The sequence below is a fragment of the Corticicoccus populi genome, assembly GCF_042686195.1.
Lineage (GTDB): Bacteria > Bacillota > Bacilli > Staphylococcales > Salinicoccaceae > Corticicoccus > Corticicoccus populi.
The window spans coordinates 1,568,642-1,587,230 of the sequence record NZ_JBHUOQ010000001.1 but is presented as its reverse complement, the minus strand read 5'-3'; the positions used below and the strand labels follow the sequence as shown (position 1 = coordinate 1,587,230).

Annotated in this window: 19 protein-coding genes; 14 read left to right on the top strand and 5 right to left on the bottom strand. The window is 41.8% G+C overall.

The window, feature by feature from the left end:
* Window positions 1-143 precede the first annotated feature (143 nt).
* The 10 genes from ACFSX4_RS08040 to ACFSX4_RS07995 all read left to right on the top strand — a co-directional run bounded on the left by ACFSX4_RS08040 (window position 144) and on the right by ACFSX4_RS07995 (window position 9,230).
* Window positions 144-1,391 (top strand): carbohydrate ABC transporter permease, encoded by a 1,248-nt coding sequence (locus ACFSX4_RS08040; RefSeq protein ID WP_377773477.1) that lies wholly within the window; start codon window positions 144-146, stop codon window positions 1,389-1,391.
* A complete protein-coding gene (locus ACFSX4_RS08035; protein WP_377773335.1) occupies window positions 1,391-2,230 on the top strand; it encodes a sugar ABC transporter permease in 840 nt (279 codons plus the stop codon). The genes ACFSX4_RS08040 and ACFSX4_RS08035 overlap by 1 nt, the downstream gene beginning before the upstream one ends.
* An 87-nt stretch (window positions 2,231-2,317) precedes the next feature.
* Complete coding sequence (locus tag ACFSX4_RS08030; protein WP_377773475.1) at window positions 2,318-3,337, top strand: LacI family DNA-binding transcriptional regulator; 1,020 nt, start codon at window positions 2,318-2,320, stop codon at window positions 3,335-3,337.
* Window positions 3,338-3,444: 107 nt separating this feature from the next.
* Window positions 3,445-4,152 (top strand): ThuA domain-containing protein, encoded by a 708-nt coding sequence (locus tag ACFSX4_RS08025; protein ID WP_377773333.1) that lies wholly within the window; start codon window positions 3,445-3,447, stop codon window positions 4,150-4,152.
* Window positions 4,153-4,169: 17 nt separating this feature from the next.
* Window positions 4,170-5,198 (top strand): Gfo/Idh/MocA family protein, encoded by a 1,029-nt coding sequence (locus tag ACFSX4_RS08020; RefSeq protein WP_377773332.1) that lies wholly within the window; start codon window positions 4,170-4,172, stop codon window positions 5,196-5,198.
* 6 nt (window positions 5,199-5,204) lie between these two features.
* Window positions 5,205-6,239 (top strand): Gfo/Idh/MocA family protein, encoded by a 1,035-nt coding sequence (locus ACFSX4_RS08015; protein ID WP_377773330.1) that lies wholly within the window; start codon window positions 5,205-5,207, stop codon window positions 6,237-6,239.
* A gap of 12 nt (window positions 6,240-6,251) precedes the next feature.
* Window positions 6,252-7,220 carry a sugar phosphate isomerase/epimerase family protein gene (locus ACFSX4_RS08010; protein WP_377773328.1) on the top strand — a complete coding sequence of 323 codons (969 nt, stop codon included), beginning with the start codon at window positions 6,252-6,254 and terminating at the stop codon, window positions 7,218-7,220.
* 40 nt (window positions 7,221-7,260) lie between these two features.
* Window positions 7,261-8,358: an ABC transporter ATP-binding protein gene (locus tag ACFSX4_RS08005; protein ID WP_377773326.1), complete on the top strand. Its 1,098-nt coding sequence runs from the start codon at window positions 7,261-7,263 to the stop codon at window positions 8,356-8,358.
* Between the two features lie 183 nt (window positions 8,359-8,541).
* Complete coding sequence (locus tag ACFSX4_RS08000; RefSeq protein ID WP_377773324.1) at window positions 8,542-8,733, top strand: hypothetical protein; 192 nt, start codon at window positions 8,542-8,544, stop codon at window positions 8,731-8,733.
* A 38-nt stretch (window positions 8,734-8,771) separates the two neighbouring features.
* Entirely contained in the window at window positions 8,772-9,230 is a 459-nt protein-coding gene (locus ACFSX4_RS07995; RefSeq protein WP_377773322.1) for a GNAT family N-acetyltransferase, read from the top strand.
* Window positions 9,231-9,266: 36 nt separating this feature from the next.
* Here ACFSX4_RS07995 and ACFSX4_RS07990 read toward each other — a convergent pair whose 3' ends face one another.
* The 4 genes from ACFSX4_RS07990 to ACFSX4_RS07975 are packed head-to-tail and all read right to left on the bottom strand — an operon-like array spanning window position 9,267 to window position 12,505.
* Window positions 9,267-9,563, bottom strand: a complete 297-nt coding sequence (locus tag ACFSX4_RS07990; RefSeq protein ID WP_377773320.1) for a PTS sugar transporter subunit IIB — start codon at window positions 9,561-9,563, stop codon at window positions 9,267-9,269.
* Window positions 9,560-9,895, bottom strand: coding sequence for a PTS lactose/cellobiose transporter subunit IIA (locus tag ACFSX4_RS07985; protein WP_377773318.1), 336 nt, complete (start codon window positions 9,893-9,895; stop codon window positions 9,560-9,562). The genes ACFSX4_RS07990 and ACFSX4_RS07985 overlap by 4 nt, the downstream gene beginning before the upstream one ends.
* Window positions 9,885-11,171: a PTS sugar transporter subunit IIC gene (locus ACFSX4_RS07980; protein ID WP_377773316.1), complete on the bottom strand. Its 1,287-nt coding sequence runs from the start codon at window positions 11,169-11,171 to the stop codon at window positions 9,885-9,887. Before ACFSX4_RS07980 ends, ACFSX4_RS07985 begins: the two co-directional genes overlap by 11 nt.
* 26 nt (window positions 11,172-11,197) lie before the next feature.
* On the bottom strand, window positions 11,198-12,505 hold the full coding sequence (locus tag ACFSX4_RS07975; protein WP_377773314.1) for a 6-phospho-beta-glucosidase: 1,308 nt from the start codon (window positions 12,503-12,505) through the stop codon (window positions 11,198-11,200).
* Window positions 12,506-12,667: 162 nt separating this feature from the next.
* Between ACFSX4_RS07975 and ACFSX4_RS07970 the strand changes: the two genes are divergently transcribed.
* Window positions 12,668-13,399: a GntR family transcriptional regulator gene (locus ACFSX4_RS07970; protein WP_377773312.1), complete on the top strand. Its 732-nt coding sequence runs from the start codon at window positions 12,668-12,670 to the stop codon at window positions 13,397-13,399.
* Window positions 13,383-14,084, top strand: coding sequence for a chitin disaccharide deacetylase (gene chbG / locus ACFSX4_RS07965; protein ID WP_377773310.1), 702 nt, complete (start codon window positions 13,383-13,385; stop codon window positions 14,082-14,084). The genes ACFSX4_RS07970 and chbG overlap by 17 nt, the downstream gene beginning before the upstream one ends.
* 86 nt (window positions 14,085-14,170) lie before the next feature.
* Here the strand turns inward: chbG and ACFSX4_RS07960 are convergent, their stop codons facing one another.
* Window positions 14,171-14,815: a hypothetical protein gene (locus tag ACFSX4_RS07960; protein ID WP_377773308.1), complete on the bottom strand. Its 645-nt coding sequence runs from the start codon at window positions 14,813-14,815 to the stop codon at window positions 14,171-14,173.
* Window positions 14,816-15,012: 197 nt separating this feature from the next.
* On the opposite strand from ACFSX4_RS07960, the gene ACFSX4_RS07955 reads away from it, so the two are divergent.
* Together ACFSX4_RS07955 and ACFSX4_RS07950 are read left to right on the top strand one after the other, a co-directional pair.
* Window positions 15,013-16,440, top strand: a complete 1,428-nt coding sequence (locus tag ACFSX4_RS07955) for an aldehyde dehydrogenase family protein (RefSeq protein WP_377773306.1) — start codon at window positions 15,013-15,015, stop codon at window positions 16,438-16,440.
* Between the two features lie 639 nt (window positions 16,441-17,079).
* The gene (locus ACFSX4_RS07950; RefSeq protein WP_377773304.1) at window positions 17,080-18,561 is read left to right on the top strand and encodes a peptide MFS transporter; all 1,482 of its coding nucleotides are present in this window, start codon (window positions 17,080-17,082) and stop codon (window positions 18,559-18,561) included.
* Window positions 18,562-18,589: the final 28 nt, after the last annotated feature.

Below are 18,589 nucleotides of genomic sequence, written 5' to 3'. Positions count from 1 at the left end.
TCCTCTTTTTGATTTATATCATATAAAGAAAGTGCTGGGAAATTATATATGGAACAAAGTGTTCAATTAAAGGAGGCAGAAAGTTGACTACTCCAGATAAAAAACCAATAAAAAATTATCAAAAACATAATCCGAATATTGCGATGGTCCTGTCGATTATATTTGCGGGGCTGGGGCAGATCTATAACCGAAGGTTTGTAAAGGGCATTATCTTTTTTGTAATTCAAGCATCATTTTTAATCGCATTTTTAGAATCAATAAACTATGGTTTGTGGGGACTGAGAACGCTCGGTACTGTACCCGGGGTCGATCATTCTATACGGCTGCTTGTACTGGGTGTTTTATCGTTAATCGTTTCTGTTATCGCGATTACGCTTTATATATTTAACGTACGTGATGCCAGAAAACAGGCTAAAAAGATTAAAACAGGTTGGGTGCCGCCGAATTTCAAGCAGGTGGTAAAAGAGGTTTATGATTATTCATTCCCTTATATCATTACTTTCCCTGGTTTGTTTTTAATGATTTTTGTCGTGATATTCCCGCTCCTGTTCTCGTTACTCTTGGCGTTTACAAATTATGATTTGTATCATTCACCGCCGCGTAACCTTGTGGACTGGGTCGGACTTGATAACTTCAAAAACTTATTTACCGTGCCGATATGGCAGGAAACATTTTTAAGTGTATTTATATGGACAATTGTCTGGACAGTTGTTGCGACAACACTCCAGATTGCTGTTGGTTTCTTTTTGGCAGTACTGGTTAATGATGAGCGTCTGAAGTTTAAGAAATTGATCAGAACTATCTTAATCCTGCCGTGGGCAGTACCTGCTTTTGTTACTATTCTTGTGTTTGCAGCAATGTTTAATGATGATTTCGGTGCAATTAACCGGGACATTATTATTCCACTGTTCGGAGGAGGCGGGATTGCCTGGCTGAGTGATCCACTCTACAGCCGTATTGCAATTATTGCGATCCAGACATGGCTCGGGTTCCCATTCATATTCGCTTTGTTCACAGGGATTTTGCAGAGTATTTCAAAAGACTGGTATGAAGCAGCTGAAATGGACGGCGCATCGAGAATTCAGAAGTTTAGAAACATTACATTTCCTCATGTAATGTTTGCGACAGCACCATTGTTAATCATGCAGTATGCTTCAAACTTTAATAACTTTAATGTAATTTATTTATTCAATGAAGGTGGTCCTGCTGTCAGGGGGCAGAATGCCGGCGGTACGGATATTCTCATATCATGGGTGTATAAACTGACCTTTGATACCAACAATTATTCAATGGCAGCAGTCATCTCGATTATCATGGGACTGATTGTATCAGGATTTGCTTTTTACCAGTTCCGTAAAACCAGATCCTTTAAAGAAGAAGGTGACATTTAATGAATTCAAAATTAAAATCGAAACTCGAAGTAACTGGAATTTATCTCATACTTGCAGTTGTTGCTGTACTGATTTTTTACCCGCTTCTTTGGACAATCGGAATGTCATTAAATCAGGGGACGAGCCTTTATTCCTCAAGCATTATTCCGGATAATTTTTCTTTGGAACACTATCAGTGGCTGTTCAGTCCGGAAAGTGATTACCTGTTATGGTATAAAAACTCTTTGATTGTTGCTACTGCAAATGCATTGGGAAGTGTAGTGCTTACAGCATTTGTGGCGTATGCTTTTTCAAGATTTAAATTTGTGGGACGTAAAAACGGGTTGTATATCTTCCTGCTCCTTCAAATGTTCCCGGTCATGATGGCAATGGTTGCATTGTATATTTTCTTAAACATGATTGGGTTGCTTGATACGTTGACCGGGTTGATACTGATTTATTTAGGCGGGCAGATTCCGTTTAATGCATGGCTTGTTAAAGGATATTTCGATACGATTCCAAAGGAACTGGATGAGGCGGCGAAAATTGATGGTGCCGGACATATCAGAATTTTCTGGAGCATCATACTGCCGCTTGCAAAACCAATTCTCGCAGTTGTCGCATTGTTTAATTTTATGGCACCTTTATTTGATTTCCTTCTGCCGTCGATTGTACTAAGCAGTGAAGAAAATTATACGCTTGCAGTGGGGTTATATAACTTTATTAATGATCAGTTTGCCAACAACTTTACTAGATTTGCAGCAGGTTCTGTATTGATTGCAGTACCGATTGCGACAATTTACCTGTTCCTGCAAAGATTTTTAATTTCCGGATTGGCATCGGGCGGTACAAAAGGTTAAGTTTTAGGTTAAAATACAAGAAAGGCTTACTTACAGATGTATAAAACCTGAACAAAGGTACGGCCTGTTTAATAGAGGGTGATCAAAATCGTTACAATCAAAGATATAGCAAAGGCTACAGGATGCTCGCCGTCTACCGTATCAAGAGTCATTGCGGATAATTCGAGAATCAGTGAAAAGACAAAGCAGAAGGTAAGAGCAGCAATGCGTGAACTTGGCTACCATCCTAATTTAACCGCAAGAAATTTAGTGGCACGTTCAACAAAAACAATTGCCGTTATTATGCCGTCATCTGCAGATACATCTCTGCAGAATCCGTTTTTCTCAGAAGTGCTGAGAGGTATAGGGTCCCATCTTCACAGCCGTCAGTTTTCACTTCTGCTTGCTTCCGGAGCAACAGAGACAGAGAAATTTAAAGAGGTGGAACGGCTTGTTCTCGGGAAATACGTGGATGGTATCATTCTTCTGTATTCCCGTTTAAATGACCCGATATTATCATTTTTGAAGGAACAGGAGTTTCCATTTGTAATGGTCGGAAAACCGCTTCAGTACACCGATGATATTGTTCACGTGGATAATGATAATATTATGGCAGGGAAAGATATAACTGAGTATTTAATCAGTCAGGGACATAAACGGATTACTTTTATCGGAGGAGCAACTGATTTGGTTGTGACGATAGACCGTGAAAAAGGATTCGAAACCGCTTTGACTGAGGCGGGTCTCCCGGTAACGGAGGATGAGGTCATTTATACCGAATTCCTTAAGTCCGGAGGACGGGAAGCGGTGGAGAAAATACTGAAAATGAAAACAAAGCCGGATGCGGTTGTTGTCAGTGATGACTTAATCAGCATAGGTGTTATCAGTACACTGGAAGAACACGGATTGAGTGTACCCGGGGATATTTCACTCGCAAGTTTTAACAATATTTATTTTTCGGAGATTATTCATCCCTCTCTTACAACAGTGGATATCCGGATTTATGAACTTGGAGTGGAGTCATCAAAGGCAGTGATTAAATTATGTACAGATCAGAAATTGGATACTAAACGAATCATCATTCCGCATAGCATTGTATATAGAAATTCTGTACGTGCTGTCGAATGAGGCTGCGGCAGTGTACTGAAGGTAACGCCGTCGCAGTGGTGTTTATCTATATGTGCAAACGTTTGCTTTAAATGATATATTAGGCGTAAAAGTAAGGAGCGGAAATAATGAATATAACAGTATGGAATGAAAATCGTCATGAACAGAAAAATAAAACAGTATCGGATATTTATCCAAAAGGGATTCATGGTGCAATTGCGGACTTTTTGTCGGCGGACGGGCATTCGGTGACGACAGCGACTTTGGATGAACCGGGTCACGGGTTATCCGAACAGCTGCTGTTGAAGACGGATGTATTAATCTGGTGGGGGCATCTTGCACATGATGAAGTCAGTGATGCAACTGTTGAAATGGTAAAAGAACGAGTGCTTGACGGCATGGGGCTGATTGTTCTGCATTCCGGACATTTTTCAAAAATATTCAAATCTCTGATGGGTACGGGCTGCGATTTGAAATGGCGTGAATCGGATGATACTGAACGCGTATGGAATGTTGACCCGACACACCCGATTGCTGAAGGGATTGGCGAGTATTTTGAGATTGAAAAAGAAGAAATGTACGGTGAGCACTTTGATATTCCGGCACCGGATGAACTGATTTTTGTCAGCTGGTTCACAGGCGGCGAAGTGTTCAGAAGCGGTGCGACGTTTAAGCGCGGCCGCGGGAAGATTTTTTATTTCCGTCCGGGTCATGAAACGTACCCGACCTATCATCAGAAAGAAGTTCAGCAGGTCATTAAAAATGCATCTCTCTGGGCGAAGAATGACAATACACCAAAGCATACTTACGGCAATTATCAGCCGTTGGAAAAATAATAGAAAGAGGGATAGATATGGTTTTAAAAGTAGCGGTTATCGGCTGCGGAAGTATCGCAAAAAACAGACATTTACCTGAATACAGTCAAAACAGTGAAGCAGTAATCACTGCAGTGTGTGACATTGTGGAAGACAGAGCGAAAGAAACGGCGGAAACATATCAGGCCGACTACTATATGGATTACAAAAAAATGCTGAAAGAAGCAGATATTGATGCAGTCAGTGTTTGTCTGCCGAACTACCTGCATGCGCCGGTCAGTATTGACGCGCTTAATGCAGGAGTTCATGTACTGTGTGAAAAACCGATGGCAACATCTACGGAAGAGGCAGACCGGATGATTGAAGCGGCAGAGAAAAATGACCGGAAGTTAATGATCGGTCACAATCAGCGTTTTGTACCGTCACATCAAAAAGCACGGGAGCTGATTGCATCCGGTGCCCTCGGCAAGGTGTACAGTTTCAGAACAACATTCGGCCACGGCGGTCCGGAAGGCTGGAGTGCGGACGGCACAGACAGCTGGTTCTTTAAAAAAGACGAGGCGTTTATCGGCGCTATGGGGGACCTTGGTGTACACAAGGCGGATTTAATCCGTTATATTCTTCAGGATGAGTTTACAGAAGTCGGTGCATTCGTTGAGACCAGTGCAAAAGAAAAAGCAGACGTTGATGACAATGCGGCACTGATTTTAAAATCGAAAAAAGGCATCATCGGGACACTCGCAGCAAGCTGGGCATATACGTCAGCGGAGGATAATTCGACTGTAATTTACGGTGAGAAAGGGATTCTTCGGCTGGAGGATGATCCGGTATCGTCGCTGATTGCACAGTATGCGAATGGTGAGACTGTTCGTTATGAGCTCGGCGCCATTCAGTCAAACGATGAAGGCGGACAGACAACGAGTCATGTCATCGATCATTTTGTATCTGCGGTTCAAAATGATACAGCACCACTTATTGACGGGAAAGAAGGCAGGCAGTCACTTGAAATTATTTTAGGTGCGCTTGAATCGGTAGAGACAAAACGAATTTATGCTTTGGAGAAGTGATGTAATGTGAAACGATTGAAAATGGGACTCATCGGCGCCGGCGGAATTTGTGAAAACCGGCATATTCCAATCTATCAGGAATTAAAACATCAGGTGGAATTGTACGGTGTTCATGATGTGAATCAGAGCCGTGCAGAAGAAGTGGCTGAGCGTCACGGGATTAAGAACGTCTATGAGAATTATCAGGACATGCTTTCCCATGTGGATGCGGTGACGATTTGTACACCGAATAAATTTCACGAAGCTATCGCAGTCGATGCTCTGAACAGCGGTGTCCATGTTCTGTGTGAAAAACCGATGGCGATGGACCGGGCGGAAGGTGAGCGGATGCTTCTGGCTGCAGAAGAGAACGACCGTATTTTAATGATCGGCTATCATTACCGGTTTATGGATTCTGTCATGCTCGCGAAACAGTCGATGGCGGACGTCGGCGCACCGATTGTTACACGTGTAGAAGCGATGAGACAGCGTAAGGTGCCGGGCTGGGGTGTCTTTATTAATAAAGAACTTCAGGGCGGCGGCAGCTTAATCGACTGGGGATGTCATCTTCTGGATACAGCACTGTGGCTGGTATTACCGTCAAAACCGGTGGAAGTCAGTGCCCAGGTGTATCAGAAATTGAGTAAGCAGTCTGAGCAGGTCAATGACTGGGGTGCATACAATCATGAAGCAGTTGATGTGGATGATCACGTGAGTGCATACATTCGTTTTGATGATCAGAGCACTTTATTATTCGAGTGTTCGTGGGCAGCGAATATTAAGTCGGATAAAACAGCACTGTCGATATCCGGAGAAACGGGCGGTGTTAATGTATTTCCATATGAACTCTATCAGCCGAAGTACGGCAGGATGATGGAGACAACAACAAAAACATTTGACGATGAGTACCGTGCTGCGCGCCTGCAGGCGGAAAATTTTCTCGATGCCTGTTCAGGAAATGGTACGTTAAAAAGCCGTCCTGAAGATGCGCTTGCAGTAACAAAAATAATTGATGCGATATATAGAAGCAGTGAAGAAGGAAAGAGTATTTCTATTGTTTAGAGGAGGCAGACGATGAAATTAGGTGTATTTACCGTTTTATTTGCAGAGAAGAAGTTTGAAGACATGCTGGATTATGTGAAAAATGCCGGGCTTGAGGCAGTGGAAATTGGAACCGGCGGCAACCCGGGGACGGCACACTGTGATATTGATGCGCTTTTGGAAAATAGTGAAAAGCGTAAAGAGTTCAAGGATAAAATCGAATCCAGAGGGCTTACAATCAGTGCATTCAGCTGTCATGACAACCCGATTTCACCGAATAGTGCATTGGCACAGTCAAGTCACGATTCATTTGTTAAGACGGTGCGTCTCGCAGAACTATTGGATGTTCCGGTTGTGAATACATTCTCAGGCACACCGGGATCGCATGAAGGCTCGAAATATCCAAACTGGCCGGTTACGCCGTGGCCGACAGAATACTCCGATATTTTGAACTGGCAGTGGGAGGAAAAGCTGATCCCATACTGGAAAGAGCAGGGACAGTTTGCAGCGGATCACGGCATTAAAGTCGGTCTGGAACTGCACGCGGGGTTTTTAGTCCACACACCGCATACGCTTTTGAAACTGCGTGAAGCAACCAATCCGTCTATCGGTGCAAATCTTGACCCGAGTCACTTATGGTGGCAGGGGATTGATCCGACAGCTGCGATTAAAATTCTCGGCAGAGAGAATGCGATTCATCACTTCCATGCGAAAGATACTTATATTGATCAGGATAATGTAAATATGTACGGCCTGACAGATATGCAGCCGTACGGCGATGTACAGACCCGTGCATGGAGCTTCCGTTCTGTCGGTTACGGCCACAGCATTCAGGAGTGGTCGAATATTGTCAGTGCTCTCCGTACATACGGATATGATTATGTCATCAGTATTGAACACGAAGACCCGATTATGTCGATTGACGAAGGGTTCAATGCAGCAGTGAAAAACTTGAAGCAGGTCAACATGTCCGAACCGCCGGCATCCATGTGGTGGGCGTAAAGACGACAGGATTGAAAAATGAACTTAAGGGGTGTTTGAAATGGCAGAATTAAAATTACAGCATATTCAAAAGCGGTATGAGAAAGAGACGCTGGCGGTGAAAGACTTTAACCTGCATATTAAAGATAAGGAGTTTATCGTGTTTGTCGGACCGTCCGGCTGCGGGAAGTCAACGACGCTCCGGATGATTGCGGGGCTTGAGGAAATCTCGGACGGTGAATTTTATATTGATGAGCGTTTGATGAATGATGTATCTCCGAAAGACCGGGATATTGCGATGGTGTTTCAGAACTATGCATTATATCCTCATATGAATGTATTCGATAATATGGCATTCGGTCTGAAGCTGAGAAAGTTTAAAAAAGAAGAAATTAAACAACGCGTGGATGATGCCGCGAAAATTCTCGGTCTGGAAGATTTTCTTGACCGGAAACCGAAAGCATTATCCGGCGGTCAGAGACAGCGTGTGGCACTCGGGCGTGCGATTGTGCGTGATGCGAAAGTGTTCCTGATGGATGAGCCTTTGTCGAATCTTGATGCGAAGCTGCGTGTGCAGATGCGTGCAGAAATTCAAAAACTGCATCAGCGTCTGCAGACTACGACGATTTATGTGACGCATGACCAGACGGAAGCGATGACGATGGCAACCCGTCTTGTGGTGATGAAGGACGGCTTTATCCAGCAGATCGGTGCACCAAAAGATGTGTATGATAATCCTGAAAACATGTTTGTCGGCAGCTTTATCGGTTCACCGTCCATGAACTTCTTCACAGGTATTTTAGAAGGGGATCAGTTAAACATCGGCGGGCATTCTTTCACCGTGCCGGAACCAAAACTTGCACCTTTGAAAGCACAGGGATATGAAGGGAAAGAAGTGATTGCAGGAGTACGTCCGGAGGATATCCATGACGAACTGCTGGTACTGGAATCATTCCCGGATGCGAAATTGACAGTTCAAATCGAAGTGGCGGAGTTGATGGGAGCAGAGTCTATCCTTTACTCCAACATTGACGGACAGGAATTTGTGGCACGCGTCGATGCGCGTTCTAATGCTGCAGCCGGTGATCAATTGGAAATTGCGTTTGATATGAATAAAGTCCATTTCTTTGATAAAGATAACGAAGAGAGAATTCGTTAAGATAAACCCTTTTACAGATCAGGATGAAAATACCGGACTGTAAAGGGGCTTTATTTATACCTGCTTAAAGTTGTACTGCAGACAGAGTGTCAGATATAATTATCTTAACTGCTTTTAGTTTAGGAATGGAACAATTAAAAGTTCGTATCGGATTTAAAAATATTCATTTTAAGGGGAATGGTTATGAAAAAAACAAGTAAAATCATAGTGTCTTCAGCTGTTGCGGTAATTGTCGGTGCGGCGGCAGTGATTACAGTGATGATAGTGATGGGACTGAATATGACTGCTGATTATGAACCTGACGCAGATTCTGACTGGTCAAAAGAAAACTTGTCCAATGAAGAGGAGCCGGAAGGAGAGGAAGAAGCAGAATAATACCCGGGAAATAAATAGAGTTGAGTATGGGGGAAAGTATGTCTGATTTTATAATTAAATGTATTCGTGAGTGCCCGGAGTATATAGAAGAAGCTGCAGGATGGTTCGCGGGGAAATGGGATGTGCCTGTCGAAGCGTATTCTGAAAGTATGAAGGCATCTGTAGAAGACAGCCGGTCAATACCGGAATGGTATGTTGTTTTTCATCACGGCAGTTTGATTGCAGGTGCCGGTGTGATCGACAATGACTTTCATGACCGGAAGGATCTGGCTCCGAATTTATGCGCACTGTATGTGGAAGAAAACTACCGCAGCCGAGGAATTGCAGGAGAAATTCTCAAGTTTGCACGGAAGGATCTTGGGGATAAAGGAATTAACACACTTTACCTTGTCACAGATCATACCGGACTGTATGAAAAATACGGATGGGAATTTCATACTGTGGTGAATGATGATGAGGGTACAGCGTTAAGGATGTATGCTGCGGAAACATTGTAAATAAAAACAACAGCCCTGGTACCAGGGCTGTTGTTTTTACATAGATTGAATTTGTTCAAGCACTTTTTTACCGTCCATCATGCCATAGGCCATCTGGTCGATGACTGCCACCTTAATCCCTTTTGGTGATAGAGCTTCTTTTATTTTTCCTTCTAAATATCTGACCTGGGGACCGATTAAAACGACATCAAGGTTTTCAACATGATCGTTTAACTGTCCGGCACCGACAGCTGAAATATCCATTGTGATTGCTTCTTTTTCAGCTTCTTCTTTTATCTTTCTCACAAGCATGGATGTGGACATACCTGCAGAGCATACGAGTCTGACTTTCATTTAATCTCCTCCAGTTTAGTAATTCTTTTATACATTTCAATCATTTCTTCCGTCATTTCTTTTACAGTCATTGCCGTCATCAGGTGGTCCTGTGCGTGGATTAAAATGACTGACAACTGATGGTCGGTACCATCAGCTTCTGCATGAAGCAGTGCACTCTGTTTATTATGCGCATGGATGAATTCTGTATCCGCTTCTTTCAGTTTATCAGATGCTTCTTCAAAGTGCCCTGTCCGTCCGTACTGTAATGCTTCCATACAGCAGGAACGTGCGGCACCTGCATGGGCAATAATATTAAATGAAATCATCTGTAAATCTTCTTTAGCGCTCATCTTTATTTTCCTCCATCTCTTTATTCATTGCTTTATATCCACTATAAACAAAAGGAATATAAATCAGTACTGCGATTGCAATATTAACAACCTGCAGTGCAATCCCCTGCCAGCTGCCGCCTGTGACTAAGTATCCGCTTAAAATCGGCGGAGTGGTCCAAGGGATGATAGCAACGGTTTTAGGTACGAGTCCGAAGGACAAGGCAAAATAGGATATGACTGTTAAGGTCGTAGGTACAAGTATAAACGGTATCAGCATTACCGGGTTGAGAACAATCGGAAGTCCGAAAATAATTGGTTCATTAATATTAAACACACTGGCAGGTGCTGAAAGGCCGGCTACTTTTCGGTACGGATGATTCTTATATTTTCTGATTACAATGAAAATCGCGATAATCAGGGCAATGGTAGTACCGGAACCGCCCATGAATACGAAAGCATCAAGAAACGGTTTTGTTACGATATAAGGAACATCAAATGCAGACACACCTGAACTGAATACATTTAGATTTTCTTCGATCAGGGGCAGGTATAACGGTTCAATGATGGAGCCGATAATGTTGGTCCCGTGAAGTCCGAAAAACCACAGTACATGATTCGTCAATGAAACAATGACAGCTGCAGGCAGTGTGTTGCCGAGTCCCTGCAGCGGTTCCTGAATCACTGTGAAAATAATTTCGAATATATTTGAATTTGAAAGTACAGTGATTAATGCCTGGAATACACCAACAGCGATTAAAATTATCGCTGCAGGAATTAATGCCTGAAATGAACGGACAACCCCATCAGGAACACCTTCAGGCATTTTAATTGTCAGTTTGGAATTTACAAGCAGACGGAATAACTCTGTTGTCACCAGTGCAAGGATAATTCCAACGAACAGGCCTTGTGCACCGAGCCATGAAAAATTCAGACCCCAGTCCTCGGTGACAGGTACCAGCATAATGTAGGATGCCATAGAAATCAGACCCGCAGAAAGACCGTCAACAGAGTATGATTTCGCAAGATTATACGCAATGGTGAACGATGCGAGCAGCCCGAGTACTGCAAATGATGCATTCCATATGCTGCCGCCGACAAGCTGCCAGTTGCCTTCCCCTAAAAGGCTGTTCAGCCATGACACAAAATCAATCGGTCCAATCGGTGGAAAGTTGTTAATTAAAACAGCAAGTGAACCAATGATAATCAACGGCATAATGGCAACAAAACCGTCTCTGATGGCAAGCAAATGTCTTTGTGACCCTATGCGTCCGGCAATTTCGATAAAACGATTCATAATACTAACATCCCCTTTTTCCCCTTTTAATTAAACTGCGGCAGATGTACTTTATGCGCATTCAGCAATTCATCCAGTATATCTTTAGCATCCTTTTCATTTTGTACAAGCGGATTATTCATCATTGCAAGGTAAGCTGTGTCATAACATCCTGAAACAGCACTATCGATGACGAGTGTTTCAAAATGTTTCATACTGTAAATCAATCCTGAAATCGAAGCGGGTACAACAGACCGTTCTAAAGGTACAGCTCCATTTTTAGTGATAACACAGTTTGTTTCAATCACTGCATCGTCTGCCAGAAAAGGAAGCGTTCCATCGTTTTGAACATTAACAGTCTGTATATCCCCTGTGTCATTGTGCAGGCTGTTCATCAGGCTGCATGCGACGTCACTGTAATATGCACCGCCTCTTTCCTCCAGTTCTGCAGGTTTAACATTCAAATCTTCATCCTGGTACAATTTAAATAATGATGATTCAAGGGCCATGACCTGCTCTGCCCGTGTGCCGTTCTCCTGGTAGGCATCAGTGTCTTTCTTGAGTACTTCCTTAGTCTGAAAATAATATTGATGATACGGATTCGGAAGTGCATGAAACGCATCCAGGAACTGCCGGGACCATCCCAGATTAACAATATTCGCAGGTGAGTAATCTCCCGTACCTTCTTTTAAAGCATCTAGAACCTCATCCAGACGGTCCGTGCCGTTCACTTCAACTTTAGTACCGAATACGTAATGATTTAGTCCTGTAAATTCAATTGTGACTGTGTCTGCCGGGACATTCAGTACCTCACTGACAGATTCCTTCATATTGTAAGGAATATTACATACACCGATGACTTTTTTATGTTTTCCGTGTTTGAGCAGTGCTTCAGTGACAATTCCAGCCGGATTGGTAAAGTTAATCATCCAGGCATCCGGACAGATTTCATGAATGTCGGACGCAATATCCATAAGTACAGGAATCGTACGAAATGCTTTAAAAATCCCGCCGGCACCGTTCGTTTCCTGGCCTATATAACCATATTTTAAAGGGATACGTTCATCCAGTTTTCTGGCATTAAGTCCGCCGACCCTTATTTGAGTACTGACAAAATCTGCATCCTGTAAAGCACTTCTTCGGTCTGTTGTCCATTCTAATTTAATGTTTAAGGCGGATTTTTCAATCATCCGTCTGGACAATCGGCCGATAATGGTCAGTTTATCAAGCCCTTCTTCAATATCAACCAGTGTAATTTCACTGATAGGGAGTGATGCCGCCCTGTTAATAATACCTTCAATAATTTCCGGCGTATAACTGGATCCACCGCCGATTACAACTAACTTTAAAGACATGCTGCTCCTCCTTTGTAAACGCTTTTATAAAATGTATCATACAAATATAAATATGTCTATAACATTTAATGGTTGGTATCTGTTAAGATTGATTTGTATTAAAATTTTGAATCATGTATGATTTATAACAAATAGAAGATTGATTCCGGGGAGTGCATTCATATGTCGAAGCATGCCATGATTAAAGAGACAATATTAAAGAAAATAAAGAGCGGTGAATATCAGCCGGGAGATCGTCTCCAGACAGAAAAGGAATTATGTGTTCAATTTGATGTCAGCAGGACGACAGTCAGAATTGCATTGGAGCAGCTGGAGAAAGAAGGGTATCTTGACAGGGTGAGAGGCAGAGGGACATTTATTGCGGAGCGAAAAGTCACCCAGGCACTGACTCAAACGGTTAAACGATACAGTGATCAAGTAGCTGTACAGGGGAAAACAGCTGAAAACCAATTGATTGACCTGCAGGTTATCCCCGCAGATTCTCTCGCTGTACATTTTAAGCTTGAACCGTCAGCCCCGGTACAGAAAGTCGAACGTATCCGCCGGGCAAATATGCATATCACCCAGTATGAAGTCTCCTATATTCCCTGGGACGCAGCACCCGGTATTACAAAAGAAGATGCAGAGTATTCTTTGTATTCAACACTGCAGGAAAAGTATAAAGTGCCTGTTACACGGACGGTTGAGCATGTTGAAATTATTCTCGCCGACGACAGGATTGCCGGACTGCTGGATTATGATGTCGGTGCCCCGTGCTTTTATATTGAGACGACAACATACAGCAGCTCGGACAGAGTGATTGAGTATTCCCATTCCTATTTCAGAGGGGATATTACGAACTTTACAATTGAAAGGCATTACGGAGGAGGGGAAGCGGATGAAAGTAATCATTAATGCCGATGATTTTGGGTTAACTAAAGGAGTTGTTGACGGAATCATTGAAGCTCATAAAAATGGTGTTGTGGATTCAACGACAATGATGATGAACGGCTGTAGTGTTCCTTATGCTGTAGAGCAGGCAAAATTACATCCGGATTTAAAGGTCGGGATTCATTTAGTACTCACATGGGGACGGCCGCTGCTTAAAGAAGGTGTGTCATCTCTTATCAACAAGGAAGGTGAGTTCCGTCTGAATAGTGCCTTTTCCGGTAAAGAACCGCCGGACAAAAATGAAGTATATAATGAATGGAAGCAGCAGATTGAAGCGTTTATTGAAACCGGTCTGAAGCTTCATCATATCGACAGTCATCATCACATTCATTCATGGGACGAAGTAAAAGATGCGGCAATAACACTGGCGAAAGAATATAATGTGCCGCTCAGATATGCTGACAGTCTGTCTGAACATCAGGAAATCCTTCTCAGTGATACCCTCTATACAGATTTTTACGGAGAGACCATTTATAATGATTTGTTTGATGCTGTTAAAGTAACAGAAGCAGGTATTGTTGAAGTGATGACTCATCCAGGCTGTGTGGATGAGCAGTTGAAGCAGAACAGCTCATATTTAGAGTTCAGGGAGAAGGAACTTGAAATACTGACACGTATTCAAAGACCTGAGTGGGCGGAGAAATATTAGGTGCACCTGACATTTTAGAATATTTGAGGCAGATAATAATTAATACGGCATCCAGTAAGGGTGCCGTATTAATTATGAGTATGTTTTTAAAGCATATGAAGCAGGCGCTGATTACGGAAAATGAGTGTCCGTTCCATACCTGCCAATGCGCCGATGCCGGCAATAATCAGGTTCTCCCATATAGAAAAGTTAAATGGAGAGTTGAAAACACCGATATTTTCGGCGACCCAGGGAATTTGTGATATCTGTTCGATAATCTGAGGCAGCCCGAGAATAAAAACAATAATCAAAAGTATAATGGAGATGATGCCGATCAGTTTGCTGAATACCGGGAAGTCTTCTTCAATTCCGACCCGTAATCCCCTGATGGAGCGATGGTCGGGCTGAAGCATCTGCGAATCTCCGTTTTCTTTAACATAATGCATCCGCTTAATACCGTATGATCCTGAAGCGACTTCAATCACACCACCTGAGACAGGAAACGTTGCCGGAAGTTTTGAATAGGCAGTATGTCTGCCGTTACGATATAATTCAGCCTGCGGTTCAGATACAAAATAACGATATTCTACACTGTAATCTATCACTTCCTGAGTATTGTCTTCTATTTGCAGATGGAATAAAGAGCGCGTTAAATTATGCCACAGCCTGTAAGGTTTTAAAGGATGCCCGTCACCTTCTTTGATTTTTCTTAAATGCATATCCCTTCGTTTTTTCTTAATTAATTTAAACATTAACAAGGTATCCTCTCTTTATATTTTTTATTTTGAATATTTTACTTTTATTGTCCTTTTTAATAGTGGTAGTGTCAAATGACACCTTACTGCGAAAATTTAAAATCTACTATTTTCCTATGTTTAATAATGTCTCAACTTGGTAATACTATGAGTGTGATAGTTATATATCAATTATTTAAGAAGGAGTTTTATAAATGCGTATAAATAACCAGCAATTCATTAACGGTGAATGGGTAGACAGTACGAGCGGAGAAACTCTTGATGTGATTAATCCGGCAACTGAAGAAGTACTCGGTACAATCGCAAAAGGAACGAAAGAAGATGTAGATAAGGCTGTTGAGGCGGCTAAAAATGTATATTTAGATTTCAGAAATACACCGGTTAAGGAAAGACAGGAACTGCTTGACCGTATTGTAACAGAATATAAAAAACGTAAAGAAGATATTATTGATGCCATAACAGATGAGCTCGGTTCACCCCGCGAATTATCAGAGAAAACACACTATGAGCGTGGTGTCATTCATTTCACAGAAGCCCGCGATGCTCTGGATGATTTTCAATTTGAAGAAAAAAGAGGCGAGTCTCTTGTTATGAAGGAAGCGATTGGTGTATCAGGATTAGTGACACCGTGGAACTTCCCGACAAACCAGACTTCATTGAAACTTGCAGCGGCTTTTGCGGCAGGATCACCTGTAGTATTAAAACCATCCACTGAAACACCGTTTGCGGCTGTAATTCTGGCTGAAATATTTGAAGCGGCAGGCGTGCCGAAAGGTGTCTTCAATTTAGTGAATGGTGAAGGTAAAACAGTCGGTGATGCACTGTCATCACACCCTGATGTACGTATGATGTCATTTACAGGTTCAGGCGGATCTGGTGCGAAAATTATGGAAAACTCAAGTAAAGATTTCAAAAAAGTATCCTTTGAACTCGGCGGTAAATCACCATATATTATTTTAGATGATGTGGATGTCGATGAAGCGGCGAAATCTGCTGTAAAACTTGTATTTAACAATACCGGTCAGGTATGTACAGCAGCTACAAGAACTTTAATTCCGGAATCAATCAAAGATGAATTCCTTGAAAAAGCCAAACAGTACATGGCGGACGTGAAAGTTGGAGACCCTAATAATGAAGGTGTTGAAATGGGACCGCTTGTCAGTAAAGACCAGTTTGAAACCGTTCAGGAGTTTATAGAAAAAGGAATTGAAGAGGGTGCTGAACTGTACTTCGGCGGCACAGGTAAACCTGAAGGTCTTGAAAAAGGCTTCTATGTTAAACCGACAATATTCACTAATGTAGAAAATTCAATGACCATTGCCCAGGAAGAAATCTTTGGTCCTGTAATGTCTATCATCACTTATAAAGATTTAGATGAAGCCATAAAAATTGCGAATGATACTAAGTATGGTCTCGCAGGCTATGTGATGGGTCAGGATAAAGAACAGATTAAGAAAATTGCACGTTCTATTGAAGCAGGAAGCATTGCGATTAATGATCACCCAGGAAGTTCCGACCTGCCGTTCGGCGGTTATAAGCAGTCCGGTATCGGCCGTGAGTGGGGCGATTATGGTATTGAAGAATTCCTTGAAGTTAAAGCGATAAAAGGCTATTATGCATAATTAGAAAACAGGATACAGTCTCATAGTCTTGGCTGAAAGAGACTGACATTGTAAAATAATAAGAAATACTCCCCCCCTTAAATCAGACACTTTAAACAGTGAAATCTTTAAGGGGGATTTTTTGTTGTATCTGGGGCGTCAGTATACACCAGTAATAATATTACATATATAAAATAAGCTGTAATGAAATAAAAATTCGAAAATATCTATTAATTTTAAATTTCTATATAAAATTATTATTAAGAAAAAATATTTCATTAAATGACTAACAAATATAATACTGTTATATGTTGATCACCAAATTCGTGAAGTTAATACTTCTTTACGATCTTAAGTCTTTTAAAATCTTGCTATCATTCTTATGTTTCTTAATTAAAAACACGCAATATTTTTGGATTTTTATTAAAATAATCGAAAAATATGAAATAAATATTTAATTTACAAGAAAGTTTTTCAGGCGTATGGTATTTTCTATACCACTTTCCGGACTTTATATAAAATTTTAGTTCAGATACCTTTCCTGTTTGAGTTGTATATCATTACATACAATCATCTGAAGGGGAAAGGTATATTTTAATTGTCTGAATATTTAATTAAATATTGAAGCTGATAGAACTTAAGAAAAGGATATGAAAGATTATGGCAGTAAAAGATTCTCAGGAGATTGTTGAGAGTATTCCGCAGAAAGGTTTCTTCGGCCATCCGAAAGGTTTGTTTACATTATTCTTTACGGAATTTTGGGAGAGATTTTCATACTATGGAATGAGAGCAATATTAATTTACTATATGTACTATGCACTAAAAGACGGGGGACTCGGCCTTGACAGGGAGACGGCTGCGTCTATCATGGCAGTCTACGGTTCGCTCGTTTATATGTCGGGAATTATCGGAGGATGGATTGCCGACCGTCTGCTCGGTATGAAGAAAACTGTGTTTTACGGCGGTCTCTTTATTATGGCAGGTCATATCGCCTTATCATTCCCGGGAGGCGTCACAGCCCTATTCGCGTCTATGGGTCTGATTGTGATCGGTACAGGGCTCTTAAAACCTAATGTTTCAAATATGGTCGGAGATTTATACTCTGACAAAGATATACGTATGGACTCAGGTTTCAGTATATTCTATATGGGAATCAATCTCGGCAGCTTGATTGCACCGCTCATTGTGGGTACCCTGGGTCAGAAATATAATTTCCACCTTGGATTCGGTGTTGCGGCACTGGGTATGCTGATTGGTCTGATTATATTTTTATTAACCAGAAAAAAATATCTGGGGCTTGCCGGTTCCTACGTACCAAATCCATTATCAGTAGATGAAAGAAAATCTGTTTTTCTGAAATTCGGAATCAGTATACTGGTTATTGCAGGGGTCGGTGCAGTTCTGATTTCAAATGGTATTTTAACCATTGACCGGTTTATTATGATGATTAGTATTCTCGGGATTATTATTCCTGTAATTTATTTTTCAGTCATGTATTTCAGTAAAAAAACAACAAAAACAGAACAGAAAAATCTGCTGGCCTACATCCCGCTGTTCATTGCGGCGATGATGTTCTGGGCAATTCAGGAACAGGGTTCTATTATTTTAGCTCAATATGCAGATGAACGGACCCGCTTGTCATTTGCAGGTTTTTCATTACAATCATCATGGTTCCAATCATTCAACCCGCTGTTTATTGTGCTGCTGGCACCGGTGTTTGCAGCCTTATGGATGAAGCTTGGTCACAGACAGCCGTCTACGAATAAGAAATTCTCATTCGGGCTGATGTTTGCAGGATTATCTTTCCTAATTATGATTATCCCGGCAGTCTATGCCGGACCGGATACTCTTGTCAGTCCAATATGGCTTGTACTGAGTTTTCTGATTGTTGTCATTGGTGAGTTATGTTTATCACCTGTCGGTCTTGCAGCAACAACAAAAATGGCGCCTGCTGCGTTTTCCGCACAGACAATGGGGCTTTGGTTTTTATCCAATGCTTCGGCGCAGGCAATCAATGCGCAGATTGTTAAGTTTTACAGCCCGGAAACGGAGATTCTTTATTTTGGAATTATCGGGGGATTCGCAGTCTTACTCGGTGTCATCCTCTTTGCTTTTACATCTTTATATAAAAGACGTGCTTAAAAATAGATTAGTCTAAATGTAAAAAGCA

Excerpts from the sequence above, each read along its gene's own strand:
- ACFSX4_RS08040 (WP_377773477.1), top strand. The coding sequence starts at position 144 with ATGGTCCTGTCGATTATATTTGCGGGGCTGGGGCAGATCTATAACCGA.
- ACFSX4_RS08035 (WP_377773335.1), top strand. The coding sequence starts at position 1,391 with ATGAATTCAAAATTAAAATCGAAACTCGAAGTAACTGGAATTTATCTC.
- ACFSX4_RS08025 (WP_377773333.1), top strand. The coding sequence starts at position 3,445 with ATGAATATAACAGTATGGAATGAAAATCGTCATGAACAGAAAAATAAA.
- ACFSX4_RS08020 (WP_377773332.1), top strand. The coding sequence starts at position 4,170 with ATGGTTTTAAAAGTAGCGGTTATCGGCTGCGGAAGTATCGCAAAAAAC.
- ACFSX4_RS08010 (WP_377773328.1), top strand. The coding sequence starts at position 6,252 with ATGAAATTAGGTGTATTTACCGTTTTATTTGCAGAGAAGAAGTTTGAA.
- ACFSX4_RS08005 (WP_377773326.1), top strand. The coding sequence starts at position 7,261 with ATGGCAGAATTAAAATTACAGCATATTCAAAAGCGGTATGAGAAAGAG.
- ACFSX4_RS08000 (WP_377773324.1), top strand. The coding sequence starts at position 8,542 with ATGAAAAAAACAAGTAAAATCATAGTGTCTTCAGCTGTTGCGGTAATT.
- ACFSX4_RS07995 (WP_377773322.1), top strand. The coding sequence starts at position 8,772 with ATGTCTGATTTTATAATTAAATGTATTCGTGAGTGCCCGGAGTATATA.
- ACFSX4_RS07990 (WP_377773320.1), bottom strand. The coding sequence starts at position 9,563 with ATGAAAGTCAGACTCGTATGCTCTGCAGGTATGTCCACATCCATGCTT.
- ACFSX4_RS07985 (WP_377773318.1), bottom strand. The coding sequence starts at position 9,895 with ATGAGCGCTAAAGAAGATTTACAGATGATTTCATTTAATATTATTGCC.
- ACFSX4_RS07980 (WP_377773316.1), bottom strand. The coding sequence starts at position 11,171 with ATGAATCGTTTTATCGAAATTGCCGGACGCATAGGGTCACAAAGACAT.
- ACFSX4_RS07975 (WP_377773314.1), bottom strand. The coding sequence starts at position 12,505 with ATGTCTTTAAAGTTAGTTGTAATCGGCGGTGGATCCAGTTATACGCCG.
- ACFSX4_RS07970 (WP_377773312.1), top strand. The coding sequence starts at position 12,668 with ATGTCGAAGCATGCCATGATTAAAGAGACAATATTAAAGAAAATAAAG.
- chbG (WP_377773310.1), top strand. The coding sequence starts at position 13,383 with ATGAAAGTAATCATTAATGCCGATGATTTTGGGTTAACTAAAGGAGTT.
- ACFSX4_RS07960 (WP_377773308.1), bottom strand. The coding sequence starts at position 14,815 with ATGTTTAAATTAATTAAGAAAAAACGAAGGGATATGCATTTAAGAAAA.
- ACFSX4_RS07955 (WP_377773306.1), top strand. The coding sequence starts at position 15,013 with ATGCGTATAAATAACCAGCAATTCATTAACGGTGAATGGGTAGACAGT.
- ACFSX4_RS07950 (WP_377773304.1), top strand. The coding sequence starts at position 17,080 with ATGGCAGTAAAAGATTCTCAGGAGATTGTTGAGAGTATTCCGCAGAAA.